The sequence below is a fragment of the Microvirga antarctica genome (assembly GCF_017921815.1).
GTDB lineage: Bacteria > Pseudomonadota > Alphaproteobacteria > Rhizobiales > Beijerinckiaceae > Microvirga > Microvirga antarctica.
This window is the reverse complement of sequence record NZ_JAGEMM010000001.1, coordinates 555,742-580,770: the sequence shown is the minus strand read 5'-3', so window position 1 is coordinate 580,770 and position 25,029 is coordinate 555,742. Positions and strand designations below refer to the sequence as shown.

27 protein-coding genes and 1 riboswitch are annotated in these 25,029 nt (G+C 64.9%); of the genes, 11 read left to right on the top strand and 16 right to left on the bottom strand.

Features of this window, described 5'->3' with window-relative positions; all coding sequences use genetic code 11:
- Position 1 precedes the first annotated feature (1 nt).
- Positions 2-1,036, bottom strand: a complete 1,035-nt coding sequence (gene cobW, locus J4G32_RS02805; protein ID WP_210484218.1) for a cobalamin biosynthesis protein CobW — start codon at positions 1,034-1,036, stop codon at positions 2-4.
- Positions 1,033-1,455: a DUF1636 family protein gene (locus J4G32_RS02800; protein ID WP_246504744.1), complete on the bottom strand. Its 423-nt coding sequence runs from the start codon at positions 1,453-1,455 to the stop codon at positions 1,033-1,035. Before J4G32_RS02800 ends, cobW begins: the two co-directional genes overlap by 4 nt.
- A gap of 132 nt (positions 1,456-1,587) precedes the next feature.
- Positions 1,588-1,764, bottom strand: a riboswitch (cobalamin riboswitch).
- A 98-nt stretch (positions 1,765-1,862) separates the two neighbouring features.
- On the opposite strand from J4G32_RS02800, the gene cobO reads away from it, so the two are divergent.
- The gene (cobO, locus tag J4G32_RS02795; protein ID WP_210485481.1) at positions 1,863-2,474 is read left to right on the top strand and encodes a cob(I)yrinic acid a,c-diamide adenosyltransferase; all 612 of its coding nucleotides are present in this window, start codon (positions 1,863-1,865) and stop codon (positions 2,472-2,474) included.
- 6 nt (positions 2,475-2,480) lie between these two features.
- Positions 2,481-3,233: a precorrin-6A synthase (deacetylating) gene (cobF, locus tag J4G32_RS02790; protein WP_210484216.1), complete on the top strand. Its 753-nt coding sequence runs from the start codon at positions 2,481-2,483 to the stop codon at positions 3,231-3,233.
- Between the two features lie 24 nt (positions 3,234-3,257).
- Here cobF and J4G32_RS22160 read toward each other — a convergent pair whose 3' ends face one another.
- The 3 genes from J4G32_RS22160 to J4G32_RS02775 all read right to left on the bottom strand — a co-directional run bounded on the left by J4G32_RS22160 (position 3,258) and on the right by J4G32_RS02775 (position 5,276).
- Complete coding sequence (locus tag J4G32_RS22160; protein WP_425515489.1) at positions 3,258-4,391, bottom strand: peptidoglycan L,D-endopeptidase MepK; 1,134 nt, start codon at positions 4,389-4,391, stop codon at positions 3,258-3,260.
- Positions 4,392-4,582: 191 nt separating this feature from the next.
- On the bottom strand, positions 4,583-5,023 hold the full coding sequence (trxC, locus tag J4G32_RS02780) for a thioredoxin TrxC (RefSeq protein ID WP_210484212.1): 441 nt from the start codon (positions 5,021-5,023) through the stop codon (positions 4,583-4,585).
- 76 nt (positions 5,024-5,099) lie between these two features.
- Positions 5,100-5,276: a hypothetical protein gene (locus J4G32_RS02775; protein ID WP_210484210.1), complete on the bottom strand. Its 177-nt coding sequence runs from the start codon at positions 5,274-5,276 to the stop codon at positions 5,100-5,102.
- 179 nt (positions 5,277-5,455) lie between these two features.
- Between J4G32_RS02775 and J4G32_RS02770 the strand changes: the two genes are divergently transcribed.
- Positions 5,456-5,632 (top strand): hypothetical protein, encoded by a 177-nt coding sequence (locus J4G32_RS02770; RefSeq protein WP_210484192.1) that lies wholly within the window; start codon positions 5,456-5,458, stop codon positions 5,630-5,632.
- A 139-nt stretch (positions 5,633-5,771) separates the two neighbouring features.
- Here J4G32_RS02770 and J4G32_RS02765 read toward each other — a convergent pair whose 3' ends face one another.
- From J4G32_RS02765 to J4G32_RS02755, 3 genes are all read right to left on the bottom strand, one after another.
- The gene (locus J4G32_RS02765; protein WP_210484189.1) at positions 5,772-6,380 is read right to left on the bottom strand and encodes a hypothetical protein; all 609 of its coding nucleotides are present in this window, start codon (positions 6,378-6,380) and stop codon (positions 5,772-5,774) included.
- A gap of 5 nt (positions 6,381-6,385) precedes the next feature.
- Positions 6,386-6,589 (bottom strand): hypothetical protein, encoded by a 204-nt coding sequence (locus J4G32_RS02760; protein ID WP_210484174.1) that lies wholly within the window; start codon positions 6,587-6,589, stop codon positions 6,386-6,388.
- A 107-nt stretch (positions 6,590-6,696) separates the two neighbouring features.
- Positions 6,697-6,984: a hypothetical protein gene (locus tag J4G32_RS02755; protein ID WP_210484171.1), complete on the bottom strand. Its 288-nt coding sequence runs from the start codon at positions 6,982-6,984 to the stop codon at positions 6,697-6,699.
- Positions 6,985-7,206: 222 nt separating this feature from the next.
- Between J4G32_RS02755 and J4G32_RS21920 the strand changes: the two genes are divergently transcribed.
- From J4G32_RS21920 to J4G32_RS02745, 3 genes are all read left to right on the top strand, one after another.
- Positions 7,207-7,332 carry a hypothetical protein gene (locus tag J4G32_RS21920; protein ID WP_281413501.1) on the top strand — a complete coding sequence of 42 codons (126 nt, stop codon included), beginning with the start codon at positions 7,207-7,209 and terminating at the stop codon, positions 7,330-7,332.
- A gap of 108 nt (positions 7,333-7,440) precedes the next feature.
- Positions 7,441-7,596 (top strand): hypothetical protein, encoded by a 156-nt coding sequence (locus J4G32_RS02750; protein WP_210484169.1) that lies wholly within the window; start codon positions 7,441-7,443, stop codon positions 7,594-7,596.
- Between the two features lie 4 nt (positions 7,597-7,600).
- On the top strand, positions 7,601-8,197 hold the full coding sequence (locus tag J4G32_RS02745; RefSeq protein WP_210484166.1) for a hypothetical protein: 597 nt from the start codon (positions 7,601-7,603) through the stop codon (positions 8,195-8,197).
- Between the two features lie 14 nt (positions 8,198-8,211).
- On the opposite strand, the gene J4G32_RS02740 is transcribed toward J4G32_RS02745, so the two are convergent.
- A complete protein-coding gene (locus tag J4G32_RS02740; RefSeq protein ID WP_210484163.1) occupies positions 8,212-10,281 on the bottom strand; it encodes an ATP-dependent helicase in 2,070 nt (689 codons plus the stop codon).
- 317 nt (positions 10,282-10,598) lie between these two features.
- Here J4G32_RS02740 and J4G32_RS02735 point away from each other — a divergent pair, with 317 nt between their 5' ends.
- Positions 10,599-12,752: a ferredoxin family protein gene (locus tag J4G32_RS02735; RefSeq protein ID WP_210484147.1), complete on the top strand. Its 2,154-nt coding sequence runs from the start codon at positions 10,599-10,601 to the stop codon at positions 12,750-12,752.
- 55 nt (positions 12,753-12,807) lie between these two features.
- Positions 12,808-14,358, top strand: a complete 1,551-nt coding sequence (locus J4G32_RS02730; RefSeq protein WP_210484144.1) for an indolepyruvate oxidoreductase subunit beta family protein — start codon at positions 12,808-12,810, stop codon at positions 14,356-14,358.
- 24 nt (positions 14,359-14,382) lie between these two features.
- Here J4G32_RS02730 and J4G32_RS02725 read toward each other — a convergent pair whose 3' ends face one another.
- The 3 genes from J4G32_RS02725 to J4G32_RS02715 form a co-directional block, all read right to left on the bottom strand.
- On the bottom strand, positions 14,383-14,973 hold the full coding sequence (locus J4G32_RS02725) for a MarR family winged helix-turn-helix transcriptional regulator (RefSeq protein WP_210484141.1): 591 nt from the start codon (positions 14,971-14,973) through the stop codon (positions 14,383-14,385).
- 85 nt (positions 14,974-15,058) lie between these two features.
- Complete coding sequence (locus J4G32_RS02720; RefSeq protein ID WP_210484138.1) at positions 15,059-15,733, bottom strand: amino acid ABC transporter permease; 675 nt, start codon at positions 15,731-15,733, stop codon at positions 15,059-15,061.
- A gap of 72 nt (positions 15,734-15,805) precedes the next feature.
- Entirely contained in the window at positions 15,806-16,600 is a 795-nt protein-coding gene (locus tag J4G32_RS02715; RefSeq protein WP_210484135.1) for an ABC transporter substrate-binding protein, read from the bottom strand.
- Between the two features lie 351 nt (positions 16,601-16,951).
- On the opposite strand from J4G32_RS02715, the gene J4G32_RS02710 reads away from it, so the two are divergent.
- A complete protein-coding gene (locus tag J4G32_RS02710; RefSeq protein WP_343232578.1) occupies positions 16,952-18,169 on the top strand; it encodes a pyridoxal phosphate-dependent aminotransferase in 1,218 nt (405 codons plus the stop codon).
- A gap of 30 nt (positions 18,170-18,199) precedes the next feature.
- Here J4G32_RS02710 and J4G32_RS02705 read toward each other — a convergent pair whose 3' ends face one another.
- From J4G32_RS02705 to J4G32_RS02690, 4 genes are read right to left on the bottom strand one after another with little or no spacing between them, the layout of a single operon-like run.
- Complete coding sequence (locus J4G32_RS02705; RefSeq protein WP_343232577.1) at positions 18,200-18,937, bottom strand: cyclase family protein; 738 nt, start codon at positions 18,935-18,937, stop codon at positions 18,200-18,202.
- A 56-nt stretch (positions 18,938-18,993) separates the two neighbouring features.
- Positions 18,994-20,232 carry an SDR family NAD(P)-dependent oxidoreductase gene (locus tag J4G32_RS02700; RefSeq protein WP_210484114.1) on the bottom strand — a complete coding sequence of 413 codons (1,239 nt, stop codon included), beginning with the start codon at positions 20,230-20,232 and terminating at the stop codon, positions 18,994-18,996.
- Between the two features lie 3 nt (positions 20,233-20,235).
- Entirely contained in the window at positions 20,236-21,402 is a 1,167-nt protein-coding gene (locus J4G32_RS02695; protein ID WP_343232576.1) for a thiolase family protein, read from the bottom strand.
- 5 nt (positions 21,403-21,407) lie between these two features.
- The gene (locus J4G32_RS02690; protein ID WP_210484095.1) at positions 21,408-23,033 is read right to left on the bottom strand and encodes an AMP-binding protein; all 1,626 of its coding nucleotides are present in this window, start codon (positions 23,031-23,033) and stop codon (positions 21,408-21,410) included.
- A 124-nt stretch (positions 23,034-23,157) separates the two neighbouring features.
- Between J4G32_RS02690 and J4G32_RS02685 the strand changes: the two genes are divergently transcribed.
- Together J4G32_RS02685 and J4G32_RS02680 are read left to right on the top strand one after the other, a co-directional pair.
- Complete coding sequence (locus tag J4G32_RS02685; protein WP_210484092.1) at positions 23,158-23,907, top strand: GntR family transcriptional regulator; 750 nt, start codon at positions 23,158-23,160, stop codon at positions 23,905-23,907.
- Positions 23,908-23,930: 23 nt separating this feature from the next.
- A complete protein-coding gene (locus tag J4G32_RS02680) occupies positions 23,931-25,028 on the top strand; it encodes an LLM class flavin-dependent oxidoreductase (protein ID WP_210484089.1) in 1,098 nt (365 codons plus the stop codon).
- Position 25,029 lies beyond the last annotated feature (1 nt).

The following is a 25,029-nucleotide window of genomic DNA, read 5'->3' as shown; positions in this document are numbered from 1 at the left end:
CCTAGCCTGCGAGCGCCTGCTCGACGGAAGCCCTGTCGAAGCCCTTGAGGCCGATCACCACCAGACGTCCCTGCCGGTCCTCGCCTGGTGTCCAGGGGCGGTCGTAATGATGCGCGATGCGGCGGCCGACGCCCTGGACGACCAAGCGCATGGGCCGGCCTTCGACCGGCACGAATCCCTTGATCCGCAAGACGCCATCCGCCTCGGCGGCCTTGCCGACCCGCAGGGCCAGCGCCTCGGCCGATGCCACGGTGCCGACCGGGATGGCGATGCTGTCGAAATCGTCGTGATCGTGCCCCTCCTCGCCGTCGTGATGCGAGGGACGGGCGGACAGGTCCCCCTCGACGGCAGCCTTCAGGCCGAGGATCAGGGCCGGCTCGACGCCGCTGTGATCGGTCTCGACGATCTTGACTGAGCGCGGAAGGTGGGCCGCGATGTCCTGCCTCACCCGCGCCTTGTCGTCGGCGCTCATGAGATCCGCCTTGTTGAGCAGGATCAGATCCGCGCAGAGGATCTGGTCCTCGAAGACCTCCTCGAGCGGATTGTCGTGTTCAACCGAGGAATCGGCCGCGCGCTGGGCTGCGAGCGCCTCCGGATCGTCGGCGAAGAAGCCTGCGGCGACCGCCGGGCCGTCCACCACCGCGATCACCCCGTCCACCGTCACGCGTGAGCGGATCGACGGCCAGTTGAAGGCCGTCACCAGCGGTTTCGGCAGCGCGAGCCCGGACGTTTCGATGATGATGTGTTCCGGCGGGTTCGGCCGGTCGAGCAGCTTGTTCAGTGCGGGGACGAAATCGTCAGCGACCGTGCAGCAGATGCAGCCATTGGCGAGTTCGACGATGTCATCCTCGCTGCAGCCCTCGATGCCGCAGCCTTCGATGAAGGAGCCGTCAAAACCGATATCGCCGAATTCGTTGACCAGCACCGCAAGGCGGCGTCCGCCGGCATTCTGCAGGAGATTGCGCACCAGGGTGGTTTTGCCGGCGCCGAGGAAGCCGGTCACGATGGTGCAGGGGATCTTGGTGAGGTCGGTCATGAGGTCCTGTCCGGGAGCGGGTTCTTGGGGGAAAGCGGGGCAGAAGGAATGCGGGCGAGGACGCCCTTGCGGAAGATGTCGGGCCGGCTGCGCCAGGGCACGAGACCGTCGGTGGTCTCGCCATAGAGCCGAACGCCCTCGAGGATCGCCGCGACCGAGGTTTCGGGATCGAGATCGCCGTAGACATAGGTCCAGCGGCCCGGGCCGGCGACGGCGATGGTGCAGCCGCGCTTGCAGCCGCTGAGGCACTCCACCGGCTCGATGCGGATCGGCGAGGGGGAATTGAGGGCATCGGCGAGGGCAGCGTGCAGGCGCGCCCCCGGGCGCGTTTCCGTCTCTGGCTCGCCCGCCTTGCGGCAGGTGACGCATACGTAAAGCATCACCGTGTCGTCGAGTTTTGTTCGTCCATCGTCCATCATGCGCGACCGCTCCGGTCGGCCCTCGAACCGCCGTTCGAAAACGGCCGACGCGAGAACCCTGAGCTTCCACGGACGAGGTCGGGCCGTAAAACGGCCCGATACAGCCAACAGGACACCCCGCCCGATTGGCCCGAAGGAAGCGATGCGACGGCAGGTCTCCTGGCTCGCAGCACCGGCTCCGCCTTCCCGAACAGGTGTTCAGTGGCTCTTGGAGCAGGCATCGCTGCTTACAGTTGCGGGGGCAGCCGCGGCTTGAACCGCGTTCCCTTTTCACCTCGCGAGCGAGGCACCGTCGCTTCGATGCATATCCTGTCCGGCTCTTGCGGGCAACGCCGAACCACGCCCTGCGGCTTGACTGGCGGGCGCGGCCGGGTTCCAACGGCGGCCTTGCAGGAGACCAACCGATGATGCCTTCGGACGACGAGATGGCGGCGCGCCACAAGGCGAAGATGGCCAAGCGCAAGGACGTTCAGGATCGCGAGGTGGCCTCGAAAACCATCGAGAAGGGTCTGCTCGTCGTCCATACGGGCTCCGGCAAGGGAAAATCCACCGCAGCCTTCGGGCTCATGCTGCGCGCGCTCGGTCATGGCTGGAAGGTCGGCGTGGTGCAGTTCATCAAGGGGGCCTGGAGCACCGGCGAGAAAGCCGCGCTCGACCGGTTCAGCGACCTTGTGGAGTGGCACACGATGGGCGAGGGTTTCACCTGGGAAACCCAGGATCGCGAACGGGATATCGCCGCAGCGACCCGCGCCTGGGACAAGGCCAGGGACCTGATGGCCCGCGACGACATCCGGCTCATCGTCCTGGACGAGCTCAACATCGCCCTGCGCTACGATTACCTTGATCTCGAATCGGTCGTCGCAGCCTTGCAGGCGCGCCGGTCCGACCTCCATGTGGTCATCACCGGCCGCAACGCGAAACCCGAGCTGATCGCGGCCGCCGATCTCGTGACCGAGATGACCCTGATCAAGCACCATTTCGCCGCCGGCGTGAAATCCCAGCAGGGAATCGAGTTCTAGCTTCTCATGAAACAGATTCTGGTGATCGGAATCGGGGCCGGCAATCCCGATTACATGACGGTTCAGGCCATCAACGCCCTCAATACCGTTGACGTCTTCTTCGTCCTCGACAAGGGCGAGGCGGCGGGGGAGCTGGTCGACCTGCGCGATGAGATCTGCCGTCGGTTCATCACCCATGAAAATTACCGCACGGTGAGGGTGCCCCAACCGGAGCGCGACCGCGCCAGCAGCGACTACAAGGCCGGCGTCGACGCCTGGCACGCCGACAAGGCGCAGGTCTTCGAAACGTTGATCCGGGACGAACTGGCCGATGGTCAGTGCGGCGCGTTTCTGGTCTGGGGCGACCCTGCCTTTTACGACAGCACCATCCGCATCCTGCAGCAGATCCTGGCCCGGGGCGTACCCGCCTTTGCCTATCAGGTCATTCCCGGCATCAGCGCGATGCAGGCTCTGGCGGCCGGCCACCGGATTCCCCTCAACCGGATCGGGGAACCGGTCATGGTGACGACGGGCCGGCGGGTGGCGTCCGGGTTCGAGGAGGACAGCGTCGTGCTGCTGGATTCGGGCGCGGGCCTTCGCGCGTTGCGCCAGGAGGAAGGCCACATCTTCTGGGGCGCCTATCTCGGCACACCGGACGAGGTGCTCATCCATGGAAGGCTCAAGGATGTGGCGGACGAGATCCTGCGCCTTCGCGAAGACCTGCGACGCCGGAAGGGCTGGATCATGGATACCTATCTGCTCAGGCGCGACGCTGAGTGAGGGTCGTGCCGGTCTCGGTCGCCCTTACAGGCTCGCCTGGCGCAGAACCGGCAGCGGCTTGACGGCCGGGCCGCTGAACCGGGTGATCGTCAGATCGCTATGCGATTCTGCCGAGAACGTCAGGTTGAGGGATGCGGTGCGCGAATCGAACAGGGCCTGGACGGCGGTCTTGGGCTCCGACCAGTTTGTGGTGGGCCGGGGCGGCCCCGAAGGCTGAACGGAGGGCTGTGCAGCCGAAATGGGCAGCATCGTCCCGTCTGCGCTCGCCATGACGATCGGCTGCGAGGCCGGGCGGCGCGGCGGCAACGGCGGCAATGGGGTCGAGGCGACCGCGATGGCCACCGGCTCAGGCGTCGCACTGGCCACCTGCACAGGGGCGGGCTCGACCGGAGCGGGCGCGGGTTTTGATTTTCCGAAGAGACCGGCAAACAGGCCTCCGAGGGATCCGCCGCCAGCGGACGCCTGCTGGGCCAGGGCCGCGTTGCGGGGCACGATCTCGGCCTTCGCCAGCTCATAGCCGGAAAGCGGTTTGCCGTTGGCGGGGAGGTGGACCGTCTTGCCGTCCGGGAACAGGCGCGCGAGCTGGTCCTGCGACATGCGCGGCCAGGCCCGGACAGAGCCGGTATCGAGATGGACAAAGGCGCTTGAGCCGTAATAGCCGACCCCGCCATATTGCAGGCGCATGGCCGCGGCCCTCAGACGGCCGGTATCCACATCCGTCAGCCGGATGTCCATGGCCTTGCCGAGCATATGCTGGCTGTGCTCGGACACGCCGCTCGACCGCCGCCGCAGCATGCCGTTGGTGGCGGGTGAACGATAGGCCGAGACGATGTTGACCGGCTCGCTGGAGCCGACGTCCCTGTAGACCTCCCACACCACGTCGAACAGCCGCGGGTCCATCTTCACCGGTTCGTCCGTGCGCCAGTCGCGCAGAAGCCAGTTGAGCTGGGTCAGGGCCTGCTCGTCATAGCGTCCATCCCGACGGTACGTCACCGTGAGGCTCTCGCGGGTGTGGGTGTGAAGGATCGTCAGGCTCCGCGTATCGCCATTGGCGGTCGCGTCCTGCGTGCCGGTGCTGGCGGTGACGAGTGCCAGTGCCGCAAGCGACAGCCGCAATCCGAGCGGCAACGCGGCGCGCGGCCGATTAGCGGATGTCATGAGGAGCGTGCCGGTCATGCGGGAGAGTGTGCACGCGGCCTTTTAACCAACCGTTAGCGACGATCGAAAGATCTGACTTGCGTCGATTCATGGTGCGGGCTCACGGAAAATCGGGGAGCGGAACGCCGGGATCGTGGCCCAAGACTTACGGCAAGATTGACAAATCGCAAAGTCGTGATGGAAGGCAGGAATCAGTTCCTGTGCTGCTGCAGCCACGCGCGCAGGCTCGCAGCATCGCTGGCGCCGGCCCTCTGCGCCACCATCCGCCCCTGCCGAAAGAGCATCAGGGTCGGGATGCTGCGGATGTTGTAGCGCGCCGCGAGCGCCTGCTCGGCATCGCTGTCGACCTTCAGGAAGCGCAGGTTCGGCTCGAGCTCGGAGGCAACCCGCTCGTAGACTGGCGCCATGGCCTTGCAGGGTCCGCACCACGCGGCCCAGAAATCCACCACGACGGGGATATCGTTACGGGAGATATGCGTGTCGAAGCGCGGGGTATCGACGGGTAATGCGCGACCTTCGAACAAACGCTTGTGGCAACGCCCGCACTTTGCTTTTCCGGCCTCCCGCTCGGGCGGAATGCGGTTTACCGCATCGCAATGGGGACACACGATATGCCTGCCTGCATCATCCATGGCGATCCTCCGTCACTGCATGTCACCATAGGCCTGAATCCGGCGCCGAGCGAAGTAGGCTGCGCCATTCGCCACCCTAAGGCTGCGGATTGGCGGGTCCTTCCGCCACGACAGTGAGAATGGCCGAGAGCACCCCGGAAACAATCAACGAGCCAAGAAGGATCGTCCCCCAGGGGATATGGCGGCTCTTCCAGGAAAGCCGGACGGCCTCGCGGTGTTCGGGGTCGAACAAATGGGGAATACGGTCAGGCATGGACGCCACCCCGCTGCATATGTGAAGCCTGTCATGCGGGCGTCAGGCTCAAAAGGGGCAACACCCCTCCAAAGGAATCGGTTCGGTTTGCGGCGAAAGATTTGTCGCAGGTCGCCTCACCCCTGTCGCGCCCCGGTGTTTACCTTCTATAGTGGCGCCAGATCACAAGGATATGCGCCATGAGCCAACCGACCGATACCTTCAAACGGGCAAAGCCCCGTCAGCGAACCGCACCGGCAAAGCGGGTCATTCTCTCCGCCGAGGATCGCAAGGCCTACGAGGAGCTCGCCAAAGCCCGCGACGAGCGCGAGCGGAACTACACGTTCCATCTTCCGGCTGATATGAAAAACCGCTGAGCGGTAGCGGGCAGCCTGCGCGGGCCCGAGAAACGAAAGACGAGCGTGACGGAAAGGCGGTACATCCGCGCCTGACCGTCGCTCGTCTCAAGCGCTAACTGGCGCCTGTCATCAAATGTGTGCGCGGCTGGTCAGATTTTCAAGTCGCGTCGAATGTTCTTTCGGAGGACCCCGACCGGGTGTGATCCTTGTCGTCCGAATGCTGGTCCCGCAGCATCGTCTCGATCTGCCTGAGATAGGCAATCGAATCGTCGGGGAGTTCCAGGTGGCGGGCCTGCTCGATCAGGCTGCCGAAGACGCCCGCCATCGCGTCGAGGCCCGAGACGTTGTTGGCGTTGAGAATGTGGAAGAAGGCCGTGAAGGCCACCATGCCGGCTTGCTCGCGCCGCTCCAGCCGTTCGCAGCGCGCCTTGAGGGCCTGCAACTGGCGATCCTGGGTCGCGGCGATCTCCACCAGGGTGATCATCTGCTGAGCGAGGTGCTCGGTCGCCATGGCGCCCGCGGGGCTCGGGGTCTCCTGAACCGTGGATGGCATCATCACTGGCCTCGCCTGCGACACAGGCCGGTGCGCCGACGCATTCGGCATTCCTGCACCGGGCTGGATGGCATGCTGCATGACGGGCGGCATCTGGGCCTCACGCGCGGCGTCGATCCGCTCGACAAGATCGCGGTCGGCCGGAGATGCGGCCCGTGGGACCGCGCCGCCGAGCGACCGGAAATGCGACATCATGGTTTCTGCCAGTTTCACTGCATTTACCCGGCTTCCGCGTAGGCGGGCATCGTGTCGCGCAATGTCATGCGCGCACGCATGTCGGAGAGCTGCCCTTCGATCATGGCGCGAAGGGGAACGTGCTTCTCGCCGTGTTCGGACACCAGTGCCGACAGGACCTCGAGGGCTCTCTCGAGCCGCTCTTCGGTGATGATTCCAGCCTGCTGAACGTTGCGCTCCTGAGACATCGGGACCCTCGAAAACTGACGTTGCGATGGGCCCAGAGTGCGAGAAACACGTTAAGAATTAGTGAGGCGCTTTCACGCACCTCCCAATGAGTCTGGTGAGGGACCCGCTAGCGCTTCTTCGTGAGCGTCGCCTTGGCGGATTTCAGCTCGTTCTCGATCTTGTCGAGTTTGTCTTCCACCTTGTCGAGCTTGGCCAGAATCTGAAACAGCACATCCGGCACGACCCGGTTGTAATCGACGTTCTCGCGCGTTGCCTTCGCGGTTGCTTTCGCGGCGTCGAGCAGTTCGCGAATTTCGGTGCTGGACATGGACACGGCCGGCGCCGGGCTCGTCTGCGCGAGGGCCGGGGCGGCGAGGGTGAGGGTGAGCACTCCGAACAGAACGGCACGGCGCATGGGCAAGTCTCCATCTGGGGCGGCCCCGCATCGCTGACGGGCCTCTGAAACGAGATTGCGCGAGGCGTGTAGGACGGCCTGCACAGGGATGAGGGTCGATTCTGCTCAATGCGGCGAATCAGGCGATTCTTCTTGCCACAGTTCGCAGGCCGTCGTCGCCATTCTCTTGCTCGCGGCCTTCGGACGTGATGCTAAGGGAGGGATCGAACGGGAGCATCGGCAGTGGTCAAGCGGATTGGATCAACAGGGTGGCGGGTCGAAGTCGCCGAGGACGGGAACGTCTTCGCGCTCGGAGTCCGCAGCGAGGCCGGGCTTGAATATGAGGTCCTGCTCGGAACGGTCGATTGATCGGCGATCCTGGCCGACCTGCTGTCCGAGGTGGCGCGGGTGCACCGCGCCCTGCCGCCCCGAAGCTTCGGCCCGGGGTCAGGCGCGAACCATCCCAAGAGCGTCCCGTTGGACCCGATCGCGACGCGCGTCGAACGCCAGGACGGCGTCCCGCTGCTGCTGCTGGATTTCGGCGGCACCGTCATGAAGATCCGGATCGCGCCGGAGCAGTTGCGGCAGGATCTGGACGCGCTGTCCGGTTCGGAAAGCCAACAGGGGATCTGACCCAATGAGAGCCTTAAGCGTGCTGATCGGGCTGACGCTGGCAATGAGCGCGCAGGCCCAGACGGGGACGAAGCCAGACCCGCTTCCGGCCACCGTCTCGCCGGCCGCCGTGCTGAGTGTCGTGACGGCGGACTGGAACAACGATGGCTGGTTCGACCGCGCAGTTCTCGTCGAGGGCGAGGACGCGGAGGCCAATCTCTACATCTATCTCTCGGCCATGAATGCGGATGGCACGCGGCGTCGCGATCTCGTGGTCCAGAAACCGGACGCCCTCTGGCGAGGCATTCTGTGGGGCACGCAGCCGAGCCTTGCGGTCACGGACAAGGGCGCGCTGCTTTTGAAATCCGGCAACGACTCTGTCGGCCGGTCGCGCTGGAGCCAGGTTGCCACGGTCGTCTATCGCAACAGCGAATTCATCGTCGCCGGCCTGACCTTCACCAGCCGCGACACGCTCGATCCGAACGCCGGCGGCACCTGCGACCTGAACCTCCTGACCGGTCAGGGGAAGCGCAACGGCAAAGCGATCACGATCCCGCCGAAAGCGACCCGCCTCGTCGATTGGCAGGGCGACGACGGCCCGCCGAAGATCTGCGACCAGTAAGCCAGCGAGCGCGCCTAGCGCCACATGCCGCGCATGCGGGCGCCGATATCCACCCGCAGAACGGGCGATGCTGAGGACCGCGCTGCCTCGCCGGGCACGGGGGCCGGCCAGGGCATGCGCTCGAAATGCTTCAGCAATTCGCTGGGAATGAAGCGGGTGCGCGCTGCATAGATATGCCGGTCGCCGGTTGCGGATTGCTGGTGGGTGTAGAAACGCTGCGGCACGACGAGGTGGAGGTGATCCTTCGCCCGCGTCATGGCCACATAGAGAAGACGACGCTCCTCCTCGATCTCTGCCGTGGTGCCGGTGCCCAGATCGGACGGGATGCAGCCATCCACCACGTTCAGGACGAACACCGATTTCCATTCCTGCCCCTTGGCGGAATGGACGGTGGAGAGGATCAGATAATCCTCGTCGAGCAGCGGTACACCCGCCTGGTCGCTCGTCGCATCGGGCGGGTCGAGGGTGAGTTCGGTGAGGAAGCGCTCGCGCGACGGGTAGCCGGCGGCGATCTGCTCGAGCTGGACGAGATCGGCGAGCCGCGGCGCGGAATCCTCGTGGATGCGCTGAAGATGGGGCTCGTACCACGCGCGCGCCTGTTCGAGTTCCGACGGCCACCCCGCAGCCTGCGTGCGAAGCGCCGCGAGGGTGTCGACGAAAAGGTGCCAGTCATCGCCTGCGCGTGGTGGGGCTGCCGCTTCCGCCAGCGCCGTGAAGGGATCGACCGAGCCTGCCATGTGGTCGAGAATCCGCTGGGCCGAGGCGGGGCCCACCCCCGGCATCAGTTGCATGAGCCGGAAGCCCGCAACCCGGTCGCGCGGGTTCTGCACGAACCGCAACAGGGCCAGAACGTCCTTGATGTGCGCCGCATCGAGAAATTTCAGGCCGCCGAATTTCACGAAGGGAATGTTCCGGCGTGTGAGCTCGACCTCGAGCGGGCCGCTGTGATGGGAGGTTCGGAACAGCACCGCCTGCTGCTTCAGCGCGATGCCGACCTCGCGGTTCTCCAGCACCCGCTCGACCACGTAGCGCGCCTGATCGGTCTCGTCCCGCACGGCCACGACCTGCGGCCGGTCATGCGACTCGCGGTCGGTCCAGAGGTTTTTGGTGAAGCGCTCCGAGGCCAGATCGATCACGGCGTTGGCGGCGGCGAGGATCGGCTGGCTCGAGCGGTAATTGCGCTCGAGCGTGATGATGTCGGCGGCCGGCGAAAAGTGCTTCGGGAAATCCAGGATGTTGCGCACGGTCGCGGCCCGAAACGCATAGATCGACTGGGCATCGTCGCCCACCACCGTCACGCCGGCGCCGTTCGGCTTGAGCGCCAGCAGGATCGAGGATTGCAGCCGGTTGGTATCCTGATACTCGTCCACCAGCACATGGTCGAACCGCCCGCCCATCTCCTCTGCGAAAGCAGGCTCGCTGACGGTCTGCGCCCAATAGAGCAGCAGGTCGTCGTAATCGAGAACGTTCTGGCGCTGCTTGGCCTCCACATAGGCCGCAAAGAGAGTACGCAGTTCCGCGGCCCAGCCGGCACACCACGGGAAGGCGACGCGCAGGACGTCCTCCAGGGCCATCTCGGCATTCACGCAGCGCGAGTAGATCGACAGGCACGTTCCCTTGGCGGGAAACCGGCTCTCGGTCTTCGAATAGCCGAGCTCGTGCCGGCAGAGATTCATCAGGTCGGCGGAATCCTCGCGGTCGTGGATGGAAAAGGCGGGATCGAGGCCGATTTCGATGGCGTGGTCGCGCAGCAGCCGCGCCCCAATGCCGTGAAACGTGCCGGCCCAGGTCAGCGCGCCGGAAAGCGCGCTGCTCTCACGCCCCATGATGCGGCCGGAAATCTTCTCGACCCGGCGCATCATCTCTCCGGCAGCCCGTCGCGAGAATGTCAGCAGCAGGATGCGGCGAGGATCGGCTCCGTGCAGGATCAGATGCGCGACCCGGTGGGCGAGCGTGTTGGTCTTGCCCGACCCCGCGCCGGCGATGACGAGGAGCGGCCCGCCGCGCGCATCACCCACGCCGTGCTCGACGGCGCGGCGCTGCTCCGGATTGAGGGTGTCGAGATAGGCGAGGGCGGCGGTCACGGTCGAATCATTGTCCTGGCTGTCGCCATCAAGCCATGTTTCCCGTTTTGTTCGCAACGGCCGAATTGCCGCGCGAGCGCGCCGCCCCCAAATGGCCGAACTGGCTGCCCGCTCCGGCGCGAAAAGCGGCACCGAAAACAATGCAAATGCATATTATTACGGCCCCGATTAGAATCTCTCTACTTGATGCACTTTCGGATCGCGCGTAACTTCAGGGAAGATCGCACTCGGTCGAGACATTCGCGCAAGTATATATATGCAAATGCATACAATTATCGCGCCCTCTGACGACCGACGACCCCGCAGGAGATCTCACGATGGCTGAACGTTCATTCGCACGGGAAGTGGAAGACCTGAAGCTCGGCGACGGCGAGATCTTCCGGGGCGAGGGTATCCTCGCCATCACCAAGGCCCTCCTGCAATCCGGCGTCTCCTATGTGGGCGGCTATCAGGGTTCGCCCATCTCGCATCTGATGGATGTGCTGGCCGATTCCAAGGACGTGCTCAACGAACTCGGCGTCCATTTCGAATCCTCCGCATCGGAAGCGGCGGCGGCCGCCATGCTGTCGGCCTCCGTGCTCTATCCGGTGCGCGGCGCCGTCACCTGGAAATCGACCGCCGGCACCAATGTGGCAAGTGACGCGCTCTCCAACCTCGCCTCCGGCGGCGTGACGGGCGGGGCGCTCATCATCATCGGCGAGGATTACGGCGAGGGCTCGTCGATCATGCAGGAGCGCAGCCACGCCTTCGCCATGAAATCGCAGATGTGGCTGCTCGATCCGCGCCCGCATCTGCCCTCGATCGTCCAGGCCGTGGAGAATGGTTTCGAGCTGTCGGAAGCCTCGAACACCCCCGTCATGCTCGAGGTCCGCATCCGCACTTGTCACGTCCACGGGCAGTTCGTCGCCAAGGACAACAAGAAGCCGCCCTATACCCTGCGCCAGGCGCTCGAGAATCCGCGCCGCGATCTCAGCCGCATCGTGTTGCCGCCGGCAGCCTACATGCACGAGAAGGAAAAGCTCGAGAAGCGCTGGCCGGCGGCGGTCGAATTCATCAAGTCGCGCAAGCTGAACGAGCATTTCGGGCCGGCCGAGGGCGATGTCGGCATCATCCTGCAGGGCGGCATGTACAACAGCGTCATGCGGGCGCTTCAGTTCCTTGGCCTCGCGGATGTCTACGGCGAATCCGCCATCCCGCTCTACGTGCTCAACGTCACGTATCCGCTCATCGACGACGAGATCGCCGAGTTCTGCATCGGCAAGACGGCCGTCATCATGGTGGAGGAGGGTCAGCCCGAATATATCGAGCAGACGCTCAGCACCGTCCTGCGGCGGCGCGACATCAACACCAAGCTGCACGGCAAGGACATGCTGCCGCTCGGCGGCGAATACACCGCGCCGGTGCTGGTAAAAGGCTTCACCGAATTTTTCGAGACCCACGCGCGCAGCGTCCTTGGCAACCGGCCACCGCTGCCCGACGCCTCGCCCACTCTCGACGACCCGCGCGTGAAGGCGCTGAACGCCGTCGTGCCGCAGCGGCCTGCGGGCTTCTGCACCGGGTGTCCGGAGCGCCCGATCTTCGCCGCCATGAAACTGGTCGAGGGGGAACTCGGGCAACATCATGTGGCGGCCGATATCGGCTGCCACCTGTTCTCGATCCTGCCGCCGTTCAACATCGGCGCGACCACCATGGGCTACGGCCTGGGGCCGGCCTCGGCCTCGGCCTTCAACGTGGAATCGGACAAGCGATCCATCGCCGTGATGGGCGATGGCGGGTTCTGGCATAACGGCCTGTCCACCAGCATCGGCAACGCGGTCTACAACAAGCAGGATGGCGTGATCCTGATCGTCGACAACTATTACTCGGCGGCCACCGGCGGTCAGGACATCCTGTCGTCACGCGCCGACAACCCCAATCGCACCACCAACAACAGCATCGTCGATGCGGTGAAGGGCATCGGGGCGAAGTGGGTGCGCCAGATCGACAACACCTATGACGTCGCCAAGATGCGCGACACCCTGAAGGAAGCGCTGACGACGAAGGAGCCGGGTCCGCACATCATCGTGGCGTCCTCCGAATGCATGCTGAACAAGCAGCGGCGCGTGAAGCCGCTGTTCGGCAAGGCCGTGAAGGAAGGCAAGCGCATGGTGCGCGAGCGGTTCGGCGTGGATGAGGATGTGTGCACCGGCGACCATGCCTGTATCCGCCTGTCGGGCTGCCCGTCCCTGTCGGTCAAGCACACCGACGATCCGCTGAAGGACGATCCGGTGGCGGCGATCGACAATTCCTGCGTCGGCTGCGGCAATTGCGGCGAAGTCGCCGAAGCGGCTGTCCTCTGCCCGTCCTTCTATCGGGCCGACGTCATCTACAACCCGACGCCGCACGACCGCTTTCTCGCGCGCGTTCGCGGCGCGGTGATCGGGTTTCTGCAGCGCCGCCGTGACAGAAGCCGCCTGACCTTCGCCCACTAGCGTTCTGCGTGGAAGACACCACGCCCATGTGAATTCTGCCAGAAGGGTATTGCCGATGACCCGCCACGAGACTTTTCCCCTCCGCCTGTCGACCGACAAGCCCATTGCGATTGCGATCCTGGCCATGGGCGGGCAGGGCGGCGGTGTGCTGGCGGACTGGATCGTGGCCGCCGCCGAACACAGCGGCTGGATCGCGCAATCCACCTCGGTTCCGGGCGTGGCCCAGCGCACGGGCGCCACGATCTACTACATCGAGATTCTGCCGGTGCGCGAGGGGGCGGAGGCGATCCTGTCGCTCATGCCGACGCCCGGCGACGTCGATGTGGTCTTGGCCGCCGAGTTCATGGAAGCTGGCCGCTCGATCCTGCGCGGGCTGGTGACGCCCGAGCGCACGACGCTCATCACCTCGACGCACCGCTCCTTCGCCGTCGGCGAAAAGGAAAAGCCCGGCGACGGCATCGGCGATCCGCTAACGGTTGTGGAAGCTGCCGGCATCGCGGCCAAACGCATCATCGCCTTCGACATGCAGTCGCTTGCCGAGACCAATGGCAGCGTGATCTCGGCCACCATGTTCGGCGCGCTTGCCGGCGCCGATGTGCTGCCGTTCGATGTCTCGGCTTATGAGGCCGCCATCAGCGCCGGCGGCAAGGGTGTGGCCCCGAGCCTCAAGGCTTTCCACGCGTCCTATCTGCGCACGCGGGAAGAGCCGCGCGATCCGGTGGTGCCGGACGGCGCCAAGGTGCTTCCCGTCCTGCCCGCGGCGACCGGCCACGCCGCGCTCGACGCCCTGCTGGTGCGCATCCGCGCGTTTCCCGAATCCGCCCACGCGATGCTGTTCGCCGGGGTGAAAAAACTTGTCGACTACCAGGACCCGGCCTACGCCAACGAGTATCTCGACCGCATGGACGAGATCCTGCGCAACGACATCGCCCATGGCGGCGCTGCGAAGGATCACGCTTTCACGCAATCGGCCGCGAAGTATCTTGCTGTGTCGATGGCTTATGACGACGTGATCCGGGTGGCCGATCTCAAGACGCGCGCCAGCCGGTTCGACCGCGTCAAGAAAGAGGTCGGCGTCAAGGACGACCAGCTGATTTATACGACCGAATACATGCATCCGCGCATGGAGGAGGTTACCGGCACGATGCCGGCTTCTCTCGGCCGTTTTATCGAGTCGCGCCCGGCGCTTTTCAAGGCGCTCGACAAGGTCGTGAACCGCGGGCGGCGTGTGAAAACCGGCACCATCGGCTGGTTTCTCACGCTTTACGTGCTGGCTGCCATGAAGGGAATGCGTCGGCGTGCGCTCCGACATGGCCGGGAGATGGCGCACCTTCAGCATTGGCTCGATACCGCGCTCACGATCCTGCCGCGCGACTACGATCTGGCGGTGGAAGTGCTGAACAGCCGCCGGCTGGTCAAGGGCTATTCGGATACCCATGCCCGTGGCCAGTCGAAATTCGACCGGGTGCTGGCGGCCGCCCCCATGCTGATTGGAAAGCCCGACGGCGCGGTGTGGATGCAGCGCCTGCGTCAGGCAGCTCTCCTGGATGAGGATGGCACCGCGCTCGACGGCGCGTTCAAGACAATCGAAAGTATCTACGCCTGAGCGAGGATCTTGAGGGGGGGGCTGCTAGACGCCGATGGCGTGCACGTTGCGCAGCACCTTGTGCAGCGTCCCGATCAGCTGTCTCAGCTCGGCCTCGTCCACCCCGTCGAACAGGTGGCCGTACATGTCGTACATCCGCGGCCAGATTCGCCCGAACAGCGCCCGACCGGCCTCGGTGATGTAGATCTCGCGCACGCGCATGTCGTCGGCGCGTGCCTCGCGGCGAATGAGCGCCTGCTCCTCGAGAGCATCGAGAGTCCGGCTCATGGTCGATTGCTCGGTCACCGCATGGACGGCCAGATCGTTGATGGTGAGACCGGGCATGACGCTGAGCACCGCCAGCGTGCGCATCTTGGTCGTGGTCATGCCGAACGGGCGCAAGGTGTCCTGCATGTTCGCATTCCAGCTCGCTGAAATGCGGTTGAGCAGATAGGGCACGAAGTGACTGAGGCCGACTTCGCCCAAGGTTGGCGCCTGGCCGCCGGCCTCCGCGTTTGTTGGCAACACGTTCGGGCGGAAGGGCGTATCGCTGGCGGTGGGACCGGGAAGGCCGACCTTGCTGCGCGCTCTGCGGGCCGGGACGCGCGTGCGCTTGATCGACGGCCCCCCACTCATCTCGATGGCCTCATTGCCGGTTCGCCTTCAACGGCAACCGGTGTCGCACATCCGCCCGGTCCGGACAAGCACGGGGCGTGTGAGCCTACCGCGTGGATTGCATGCGGCTGCGGCGTTCGAGATAAGCCACCAGCCGTACCAGCGGCCACAGCAGGGCGAGATAGACGAGGGCTGCTCCGATGAGCGGCGTCGGATTGGCGAAGAAGGCCTGTGCGTCTGTTGCCTGTTTCAGCAGATCCGGCATCGCGACGACTGATGCCAGAGACGTATCCTTGAGGAGTGCCACGCAATTGCCGGTCTGCGGCGGGATCGCAATCCGCATGGCCTGCGGGAGGATCACCTTGAAAAGCGTCAAGCGGAATGGCAGTCCCAGCGCCGAGGCCGCCTCGAACTGCCCGCGTGGGATCGCCTCGATGCCGGCGCGAATGACCTCGGCCGTAAACGCCGAGAACACTAGCGCCAGCGCGATCATCGCCGACGTGAAGGACGAAAAGCGCACGCCCAGGAAGGGCAGCGCGTAGTAGATCAGGATCAACACCACGAGCACCGGCACCGAGCGGAAGATGTCGATGAACATCACGGCAAGAAGCCGCAGCGGGGTCGCGCCGTAAAGGCGCACGACGCAGATCAGCAGACCCGCCACCATGCCCACGGCGATGCTTGAAATGCCGAGCAGCAGCGTGGTGATCAGGCCCTGCAGCAGCAGCGGCATGGCCCGGACCAGAACGTCCCAATTGAAAAAGGTTTCGACCAAACCCATCGGCACACACCTTCAGGTTCCGCTACTGCAGGCGCGATAGCGGAATACCTTCATATCACGGGAATGCGGGCGTTACGGCGCGCTCGGAACAGGCTTGACCGTCACGACACTGGCGCCGGCCTCGGGATCGGTGCCCAGCCACTTCTTGTGCAGCTTCGCCATGGTGCCGTCTTTCTTCAAGGCCGAGATTGCCTCGTTGACCGGCTCCAGCAGCGGCGAGCCCTTGCGCATCATGATGGCGAACTGGTCGCCGGTGGGAATGCGCGCGACGACCTTCATGCCGGGCATCTTCAGAAACGCGAACTGAAAGCCCGCGATATCACCGATGGCGCCCGCGACGCGCTCGTTGCGGGTGTCGAGCATCAGGTCCTGCTGGGTGTTGTAGCCCTTGTAGGCGCCGATCCCGTACTTGGCGGTATTCTCCTTGATCCACGCTTCCCCGACCGACGAGGAAATCGCCCCGAGGCTTTGCCCCTTGACCTCGTCGATCGATTTCAGCTTCGAGCCGGCAGCGCTCACGAGGGCGAGATCGCTGTCGTAATAGCCCTGCGTGAACGACTGGCTCTTGAGGCGCTCGTTGGTGATCGAGATGGACGAGATCGCCATGTCGATGCGGCCGGAGCTCGTTGCGGCGAAGAGCGCCTGGAAGCCCAGGTCCTGGAATTCCACCGGGCGGCCGAGCTTCTCGCCGATCGCCTTGGCGAGATCGACCTCGAAGCCTTCGAACTCGCCCTTTTCGTTCTTGGCTTCCCAGGGCGGATTGGACGGGTAGGCGCCCACGACCAGCTTTTCGGCCGCAAGGGCCGGCACGCTCAGGGCGAGCAGAACGGCAGCCGCCGCCAGTTGACACCGAAGACTGAATCTCATGACTTTTCCTCTGTCTGAAGGCTTGCTAACGGAACGCCGATTTGCCGCTCTCGAACCTTGCCGTATCGGGCCGGCGATAAGCGGCGGGACACGTTTCCAGTCAACCTCGGCCGCATGACGACGGTCATTCAATCATCGCCACTGCGGCTATTGTTTCAAGCCTAGAATGTCTGGGCAGGCCCCGCCGAGGCCTCCTGTCCCGCGCTGATTTTCCCCAGCCCGAAGCGGCGTCAAAACCGGGAATGTACTTTAAGCTTGAAATAATGAGGGCATCGGTAGAGGGTTTGGCCATCCGCTTCGATGAGCTCTCGAACGCTTCTTGCCAGACGCCAATCAGGAAAGATCACACCGGTGACCAAGCTCGACCAGACGCCAAGCCTCCTTCGGAACGACTACCAGCAGCCCGCCGTCACACACATCCGCCCGCTCGTGCAGGATCTCCCGACAGAGAATATCGCCGAACTGGCCGTGCGCGCGCAGCAGCTGACGGGGGTCATTCCGCTGTGGTACGGCGAGGGCGATCTGGTCACGCCGGAATTCATCCGCGAGGCCGCGAAGTCCGCCCTCGACGACGGCATGACGTTCTACATTCCCAACATGCGCGGCGCGCCAGGCCTCTCGCAGGCGTTGTCCAATTATCAGACCGAGCTGCATGGGGTGCCGATTGCGGTCGACCGGTCGACGGTGACGCCGGGTGGCATGCAGGCGCTTCTGCTTGCGCTCAACGTCATCGTCGATCTGGGACAGAACGTCGTCTATGTGGAGCCGCAATGGCCCAACATCCACAACCTGATTCACCTGGCGGGCGGTGAGCCCCGTCCCGTGCCCCTCACGCTGGTTGACGGCGATTGGACGCTGGACATGGAGGCCATCAAGGCTGCCTGCGATCAACGCACGCGCGCGATCGTCTTCTCCACGCCCGCCAATCCGACCGGCTGGGTCGCGACCCGCGAGAATTTCGAGGCCTTGCTCGCTTTCGGCCGCGAGCGGGGCATCTGGATCATTTCCGACGAGGTCTACAACCGTCTCTATTTCGACGGGCGTTCCGCGCCCTCGATCCTGCAGTTCGCCGAACCGGAGGATCTGGTTCTCACCGTGAACAGCTTCTCGAAGGCGTGGGCGATGACCGGCTGGCGCGTGGGTTGGCTGACGCATCCGGCCTCCGTTGCGGGCGAGGTCGCGGCCATGACGCAGTACATGAACAGCGGCACCGCCGGTTTTGTGCAGGCCGGCGCACTCGCGGCGATCGAACAGGGTGAGGGTCTCGCGTTGCAGATGCGCGACCGCTGCCGCCATGGCATCGATCTGGCCTACGAAAAGCTGTCGCAGGTCCCTCAGATCGTGCTGCCCAATAAGCCGAAGGGTGGCATGTACGTGTTCTTCTCGCTCGCGAACGAGCCGGATTCGCGCGTTGCCTGCCGCAAGATCCTGGATGAGGCGCGCGTTGGTCTCGCGCCGGGGTTCATGTTCGGCAAGGCATCGCGCGGCTTCCTGCGCATGTGCATCTGCCGCGATCCTGCGCAGCTCGAGACCGCACTCGATCGCATGGTCGAGTCGTTCAGGACCTGACCCGGATCGGATGACGCTCCGAAGCCGCGGTCAATCCGCGGCTTCGACTAGCGCGAGCACCCGCAGGGGACTTCCGCTTCCCCGCAGGATCTTCAGCGGCGGCGTGATCAAGAGCGCGCCTTTCGGCGGCAGGAGCTCGAGGCCGGTGAGGCATTGGAGTCCGAACCGGCCCGCCCCATGCATCAGCGAATGACACGGATAGGGCGGCGAAAAATGCGCGGCCTGCCCGGCATCCGTGCCGATTGTCTCCGAGCCGAACCCGATGACCTGCCGCTCGTCCACGAGGAAGCGAACGGCCGAGAGATCCGGGCCGGGCGTGTGCAGGCCGGTCTCGTCGAAATTCTGATAGAGCGTCGCGTCGGAGCGCTTCGACCAGCCTGTGCGCATCAGCAGCCAGCTGCCTTTCTCGATCCGTCCATGGTCGCGCTCCCATGCGAGAAGGTGATCGCGCGTCAGGAGGAAATCGGCATCCTTCGCTGTCTCGGCCTCGCAATCGACCACGCAGGCCGGGGCGATGAGGCGTGAAGGCTCAATGCTGTCCGTCGCGCCCCGCGGATCGTCACGGCCGGTGATCCAGTGGATCGGCGCGTCGAAATGCGTTCCTGTATGCTCGCCGCAGGAGAAATTGTTCCAATACCAATCCGGTCCGTCGGCGTCGTAGCGCGAAATGGGTTCGCTGCGAAACGGCGCGGATTGATCGAATTCCGGCGGCAGCACGATGCTCGGGAAGCTGTGCGACAGCGTCTGGGTCAGATCTATGACACGCACGCGGCGCCTGGCCAGTGCGCCCGCCATGCGGTCCAGCAGGTCTTGTCCCGAGGGCGTCATTGATCGGCCAGTTCGCGTTCGAGAACCTTGGCGCTCTCACGCCAGCGGGCGAGGATGTCCTGCGCGACGTCGCCCGGGTAGACATCCTCCACGCCAGCCTTCAGCGATGCGACCACCGCGGCAGCAAGCGCGGACGGTGCGAGCTTCGGTGGCGGAACGGTCTGGTTCCACGCGTCGTCGATCGGACCGGGAAACACGTTCATGACGCGGATACCCACACCCATCATGTCAGCGCGCAACGCCTGCGAGGCAGCAAAGGCCGCAGCTTTCGACGCGGTGAACGTCGCTTGTGACGGCAGCGCCGACAATGCGTAGACCGACAGGATGTTGACCCAGGCGCACGCGCCGTTCGGCCCGTCGGCAGCGCGGAATTTGAGCGCCGGACCGAAGGATTCGATCAGTCGCAGCAGGCCCAGATAATTGACATCCATTTCGGCCCGCGCCGTCTCGACGCCCCGCGCGCCGACCGGCTTGTGGCGGTGGAATTCGGCATTGTTTACGAGAATGTCGACCTTGCCGCCGATCAGGCCGCTCAACGCCTCGACCGAGCGGGCGTCGGTGACGTCGAGAGGGACCGTTGTCACGCCTTCGAGCTGCGCCAGTTTATCGATGGCGGTCGCGTCTTTCCAAGGCTCTGCGACACCCGCCCAGACCTTGTCGGCGCCCGCCGCAATAAAGGCTTTTACGAGCGCCTCACCCGTCTCCGACTTGCCATCCGTCACGAGGATCTTGCGACCGCGCGGGTCGCACGTCATGTCGCGATGCGTCTGCGATGTGGTCATGTCGGTGGGGCCTTCCGGCGGATGCGCCACGAGCGCTGCCTGTCCTGATTTGTCGAGATGCGCGGCGAGGCGAATGCGGGCCGGGGCGGGGGCGCAGGCCCCATCGACGTGCGCAACGATGGTGACGCCGACGTCGAGGCGCACGAGCCCGACGCGAAGCGGCACGCGTTCGCGGAAATAGGGCTCATTGCTGTGATGCAGGATGGTCTCGGATATCAGCTCGCCCACCCCGTCGCATTCGGTCCATTCGAGCCGCGTCGAGAGACATTGGGTGCAGGCTTCGCGGGGTGGATATTGAAAGGCGCTGCAGGCACGGCAGCGTTGCAGCTCCAGACGTCCTTCGCATGCGGCAGCCGTCAGACGCAAAGCCGCGCGGCTGCGCAGGCCGGGCGGCACGGTCGGTTCTCGCGTCTTGAGAACCGGATTTTTCGGCGGCGAGCGTGAAGGTGACATGGGTCAGGCCTCCGAGGCTGCGAGAATGGCGGCACCCGTGCAGATGCCACGATCATAATTGATCATGCCGAAACCGCTGACGAGGCCGATGCGGGCGTCAGGAATGGGCGCAGACAGGGTTTGCCTCGTCAGTTGGCGGATCGCCTCCACCATCCCCAGATGGCCGCCTGCAGCGCCTGCCTGACCGGCCGACAATTGTCCACCCGAGGTGTTGAGCGGCAGCGATCCCTTGGCGGTGAAAGAGTTGCGACGCACGAAATCGGCCCCTTCGCCTTTCGGGCAAAAGCCCAGATCCTCGAGCTGCATCACCGTGATGACGGGATAGTCGTCATAGGCCTGGAGGAAGTCCATGTCGGCCGGGCCGACACCGGCCTGCGCGTAGAGATCGTCGCGATCCATGGCCCAGCCGCCCCGCATCTGAATCGGGTCTTCCGGATAGGCATTGTGACGCTCGATCGATCCGAGAATGCGGGCAAACGGAAGTCCACGCCCGCGGGCGTCCTGCTCGCGCATCACGAGGAAGCCCTCCGCGCCCGCACAAGGCATGACGCAGTCGAACAGGCGCAGCGGGTCGGCAACGAGCCGGGCTGTCAGATACTCGTCGAGCGTGAGGGGTTTGCGGATGAGGGCATATGGATAGGTCTGCGCATTGTCGCGCTGCGCCACGCAAAGCTTGCCGAAATCTGCCGCCTTCGCTCCGTAGACCCGCATGTAGTAAGCGGTCAGAAGGGCGAAGCTCGCATTTGGGCCGCCTGCGCCCACGGGGTAGACCGCATCGCGCGCGAAGCGGCTGAAATTGGCGAGATTCTGGCGGAATGAATCGACCCGGTTGGTGTCGCCCGCCACACAGGCCACGATCGACGCATCGCCCGCCTGCACCGCGCGGGCCGCCCGCCGCAATTGCACCACGGCGCTCGCACCGCCCATCGGCACATGCTCGAGAAAGCGCGGCGTCAACCCCAGATGCTGTGTCAGCCCGACAGCGGTGTCGGGGAAAAGCGTGAAGCTGGAGACGGCCAGGCCGTCGATGTCGTCGGTTGCAAGGCCTGCGGCGTCGCGCAACCCCGCAACCGCCTTGGCGAGAAACCAATGGGCATCGTGCTGGGCGTAGCGTCGATACGGGATCGTCACCGGCGCCACGACGACGACGCCATTGTAGGATGCGCTCACCGGGCTCAAGCCGACGCCGTGAGGCGCAGTTGCGCCTTGAGGGTGCGCAGATCCACCGTGCCAGAATCGCCAAGGGCTCCTTCCGCCAGCCGCCGGATTTCGGCACGCTGCAATTTTTGCGTCGCGGTGATCGGGAGATGGTCGACGAAGGCGATAAAGCCCGGGACCTTGTAATAGGCAAGTTGCTCGCCGCAGGCGCGTGCGAGCGCTTCGGCCGTGCGGTTGGCATCCTCCAGAGTCGCGGGCTTTCCGTCGTGGAGTTTGACGAGCGCAAAAACCTCCTCGCCGCGAATGTCGTCGGGGACGGGCGCCACCGCCACGCCCGCCACCGGCTCAAGGTTCTGCAAGACGCCTTCGACTTCGACCACCGCGATGTTCTCTCCGCTGCGCCGGACGATATTCTTCTTGCGATCGACGAAGAACAAGGCCCCATCGGCGCCTTGGCGCACCACGTCGCCGGTCTGGAACCAGCCACCGGCCCATGCCTGCGCCGTCGCTAGGGGGTCCTTGAGGTACTGGGTGAAGAACCCCTTCCGGGGCGCGGCGCCGGCGCTCCGCACGAGCAACTCGCCAGCCTCGCCGGCAGAGGCGTCCTCGCCGTTCTCGTTTACGATGCGAAAGTTCATGCTGGCTCGCGGATAACCGATGCAACGCTCGCCCACATGGCGCTCGCCTCCGGCCGTGGAGGTGACGGCGCCACCGCCGGTCTCGGTCATGGCCCAGGCTTCCACAAGGGGGATGCCGAACCGCTCTTCGAAGATCGCCTGGTGCCGCGGGTCGACGCCCGCCCCAAAGGCAAAACGCACACGGTGAGAACGCTCCGTGTCGGTGGTCGCAAGCTTGAGCAGGATCGCCGGCATGACGCCGAGATAATGCATCACCGTCGCGTGGGAATCGGCAACCGCCCGCCACCAGGTGCTGGCATGGAAGCGGTCGAGCGGCACCAAGGTGGCTTGCATCAGAATGGCGCCGAGGGCGGAGCAGCCCAGCGCATTCATGTGAAAGAAGGGAAGGGGCGTCAGGATCACCTCCTTGCCCAGCTTCATCTCGGCGATGCCGCCCTGGCCCACATACCATCGGGCGAGCTGCATGAAGTAATCGTTCGACAGCACGCAGCATTTCGGGTTGCCGGTGGTGCCCGAGGTGAAGAGCAGCGCGCAGGCATCGTCCGGCCCTCCGGTGCTTCTCACGGTCGTCAGGCGACAGGTTGGGAATGGCCCATCCGGCCCGACAATCCGTGTCGCGTCCATGCCTGTGGAGCGGATAAAGGGTTCCCGCTCAGGCAGCGCCACGACGAGATCAGGCTCGGCGATGGTGAATTGATAGGCCAGGTCATCGGCGCGCAGATCCGGGTTGATCGGCAGGATCGCCACGCCCAATGCATTGAGCGCAAGCCAATGCCAGAAGAAGACAGGCCGGTTCTCAAGCAGAAGCGCCACGGTGACGCCGTGGCCGTAGCCCGCGGCCGCGTAGGACAGCCGGACCGCCTCGACGGCCCGGGCGGCCTCCTCATAGCTGATCTCGAACCCTTCCGGCGCGTAGGCGAGTTGCGCGGAGGCGGGCGCGCGCAGGAATATGGTGCCGGGGCTTGCGACGACGGTGCGCGCGAATGATGCGTATGGGGTTGGCATCCGGTCCCTTCCATCCTCTCGACGCGCCGCTTGACGCGCCGGGTCGACTTTCCCTAAACTGTATTCTGTCGACGGTCGACGAGGTTTGCAAGGCTTTCCGCCTGACACCTCAGCGGAGCGGTCCATGAGCAAACTCGTTTTCGACACTGTCCGCCGTGCGCCCCCGCTCGCCGATCAGATCTACGCGACCTTGCGCGGGCAACTCCGGTCGGGCGCCTTCAACGTCGGCGACCGGCTTGTCGATTCCTCACTCGCGAAGGCGATGGCTGTGTCGCGCACGCCGGTGCGCGAGGCGCTGGCGCGGCTTGTCGCAGATGGGCTGCTCGAGACCGGCGAGGGCGGATTCCAGATCCCCAATCCCAGCCTTGCCGCGATGGACGAGATTTTTGATGTCCGCAGTCTGATTGAGCCGGTCGCGGCTGAGCGCGCCACGCTTGCCCTCGACGAGGATGCGCGCGCCGCGCTCACTGCCGCGCTTGTCGATGCGCGCGCGGCGGAGGACGAAGGTGATGAGGCGCGCTTCCTCGCGGCGAACTATGCCTTTCGCGCCGCCTGGATCGCCTGCGTGCCCAACGCGCGACTGCGCGAAACGATTTTGCGGTTCGACGATCAAGCCGGGCTTGTGCGTCGGGCGACACTGGTGCTGCCGAAGGCGCGTTCCGATGCGCTGGCGCTGCTGCAGGCGTGGGCGCAGGCGTTCCATGACGGGAATGCCGCTGCATCCGGTGCCTGCGCGTTGTCATTCATCCAGGCGGCTGCGCGCTATTATCGCGATCTTGCGGCACGCAAGGTGCTGGCTTCTGCCTCGTCACCCGTCCGGCCGCAGAAGGCACCCGTCGCCCGGATGTCGTCTGCCAAACTTTCCGCATCCTAGACCTTCCGCCTCTGGAGCACGCCATGACGTCCCATCTCCCGCATCCCATGCACGGCCCGAACAAGTTCAAGATCGGCGTCTTCTCGCTCAACGCCGATGGCGGATTGACGCTGACGAAGGTGCCGGAGCGCTGGCCCGCGATCTGGAGCGAGATCGCGGAGGTCGCCCGCATGGCCGACAAGGCGGGTCTCGAATTCCTCCTGCCGATCGCGCGCTGGAAGGGCTTCGGCGGCGACATGAACAGCCGCGAATGGTCCTACGAGACGCTGACCTTCGCGGCTGCCTTGGCCGGGATCACGGAGCGCATCGCGGTGTTCTCGACAGTGCATGTGCCGATGGTTCACCCGGTTTTCGCCGCCAAGGCGCTGGCCACCATCGACCATGCGTCCAACGGTCGTGCCGGCCTTAACATCGTCTGCGGCTGGAATCCCGAAGAGTTCGGCATGTTCGGTCTCAACCTCATCGAGAACCGTTATGAGCAGGGTCTCGAATGGTTCGATATCATCCGCCGCATCTACACAGAGACGCGACCGTTCGACTATGACGGACAGTTCTACAAGCTGAAGGGCGTGTCGGGTCTGCCGCGTCCGATCCAGACGCCGCGCCCGGTTACGCTCAACGCCGGATTCTCGCCCCCCGGCCGGGATTTTGCGGCGCGGGCCGCCGATTTCCTGTTCACCACCTTCACGGAGGTCGACAAGGGTCGCGAGCATATCGAGGACATGAAGCGCCGTGCGGCCGAGCAGGGTCGCGATGTGGGGGTCTTCACCACCTGCCACGTGGTCTGCCGGCCGAGCCAGGCGGAGGCGGAGGATTACTACGAACTCTATGCCTCGACTGAGGCCGATCAGGTCAGCGTCGATCATTACATGGGCCAGAAGGAAAAATTCTCGACCTCCCACGAGGCCGATGCCTACCGTCTGCATCGCAAACGGTTTGCAGGCGGCGCTGGAACCTATCCGCTGATCGGAACGCCGCAGCATATCGCGTCCGAGATGGTGCGCATGAGCGAGGCCGGCTTTGCGGGGACCACGGTGTCGTTCGTCAATTTCAAGGACGAGTTGCCCTATTTCCTCGACAACGTTCTGCCGCTCCTGCGCGAAGCGGGCCTGCGTGTCTGAC

Bases quoted from the DNA above. Each gene is read 5' to 3' on its own strand.
- J4G32_RS02700 (WP_210484114.1), bottom strand. From the start codon at position 20,232: ATGTCACCTTCACGCTCGCCGCCGAAAAATCCGGTTCTCAAGACGCGA.
- J4G32_RS02680 (WP_210484089.1), top strand. From the start codon at position 23,931: ATGACGTCCCATCTCCCGCATCCCATGCACGGCCCGAACAAGTTCAAG.
- J4G32_RS02735 (WP_210484147.1), top strand. From the start codon at position 10,599: ATGGCTGAACGTTCATTCGCACGGGAAGTGGAAGACCTGAAGCTCGGC.
- J4G32_RS02770 (WP_210484192.1), top strand. From the start codon at position 5,456: ATGAGCCAACCGACCGATACCTTCAAACGGGCAAAGCCCCGTCAGCGA.
- cobW (WP_210484218.1), bottom strand. From the start codon at position 1,036: ATGACCGACCTCACCAAGATCCCCTGCACCATCGTGACCGGCTTCCTC.
- J4G32_RS02775 (WP_210484210.1), bottom strand. From the start codon at position 5,276: ATGCCTGACCGTATTCCCCATTTGTTCGACCCCGAACACCGCGAGGCC.
- J4G32_RS02685 (WP_210484092.1), top strand. From the start codon at position 23,158: ATGAGCAAACTCGTTTTCGACACTGTCCGCCGTGCGCCCCCGCTCGCC.
- J4G32_RS02720 (WP_210484138.1), bottom strand. From the start codon at position 15,733: ATGGGTTTGGTCGAAACCTTTTTCAATTGGGACGTTCTGGTCCGGGCC.
- J4G32_RS02745 (WP_210484166.1), top strand. From the start codon at position 7,601: ATGAGAGCCTTAAGCGTGCTGATCGGGCTGACGCTGGCAATGAGCGCG.
- J4G32_RS02715 (WP_210484135.1), bottom strand. From the start codon at position 16,600: ATGAGATTCAGTCTTCGGTGTCAACTGGCGGCGGCTGCCGTTCTGCTC.
- cobO (WP_210485481.1), top strand. From the start codon at position 1,863: ATGCCTTCGGACGACGAGATGGCGGCGCGCCACAAGGCGAAGATGGCC.
- J4G32_RS02800 (WP_246504744.1), bottom strand. From the start codon at position 1,455: ATGATGGACGATGGACGAACAAAACTCGACGACACGGTGATGCTTTAC.
- J4G32_RS02730 (WP_210484144.1), top strand. From the start codon at position 12,808: ATGACCCGCCACGAGACTTTTCCCCTCCGCCTGTCGACCGACAAGCCC.
- J4G32_RS02760 (WP_210484174.1), bottom strand. From the start codon at position 6,589: ATGTCTCAGGAGCGCAACGTTCAGCAGGCTGGAATCATCACCGAAGAG.
- J4G32_RS02690 (WP_210484095.1), bottom strand. From the start codon at position 23,033: ATGCCAACCCCATACGCATCATTCGCGCGCACCGTCGTCGCAAGCCCC.
- J4G32_RS02755 (WP_210484171.1), bottom strand. From the start codon at position 6,984: ATGCGCCGTGCCGTTCTGTTCGGAGTGCTCACCCTCACCCTCGCCGCC.
- trxC (WP_210484212.1), bottom strand. From the start codon at position 5,023: ATGGATGATGCAGGCAGGCATATCGTGTGTCCCCATTGCGATGCGGTA.
- J4G32_RS22160 (WP_425515489.1), bottom strand. From the start codon at position 4,391: ATGACATCCGCTAATCGGCCGCGCGCCGCGTTGCCGCTCGGATTGCGG.
- J4G32_RS02725 (WP_210484141.1), bottom strand. From the start codon at position 14,973: ATGAGTGGGGGGCCGTCGATCAAGCGCACGCGCGTCCCGGCCCGCAGA.
- cobF (WP_210484216.1), top strand. From the start codon at position 2,481: ATGAAACAGATTCTGGTGATCGGAATCGGGGCCGGCAATCCCGATTAC.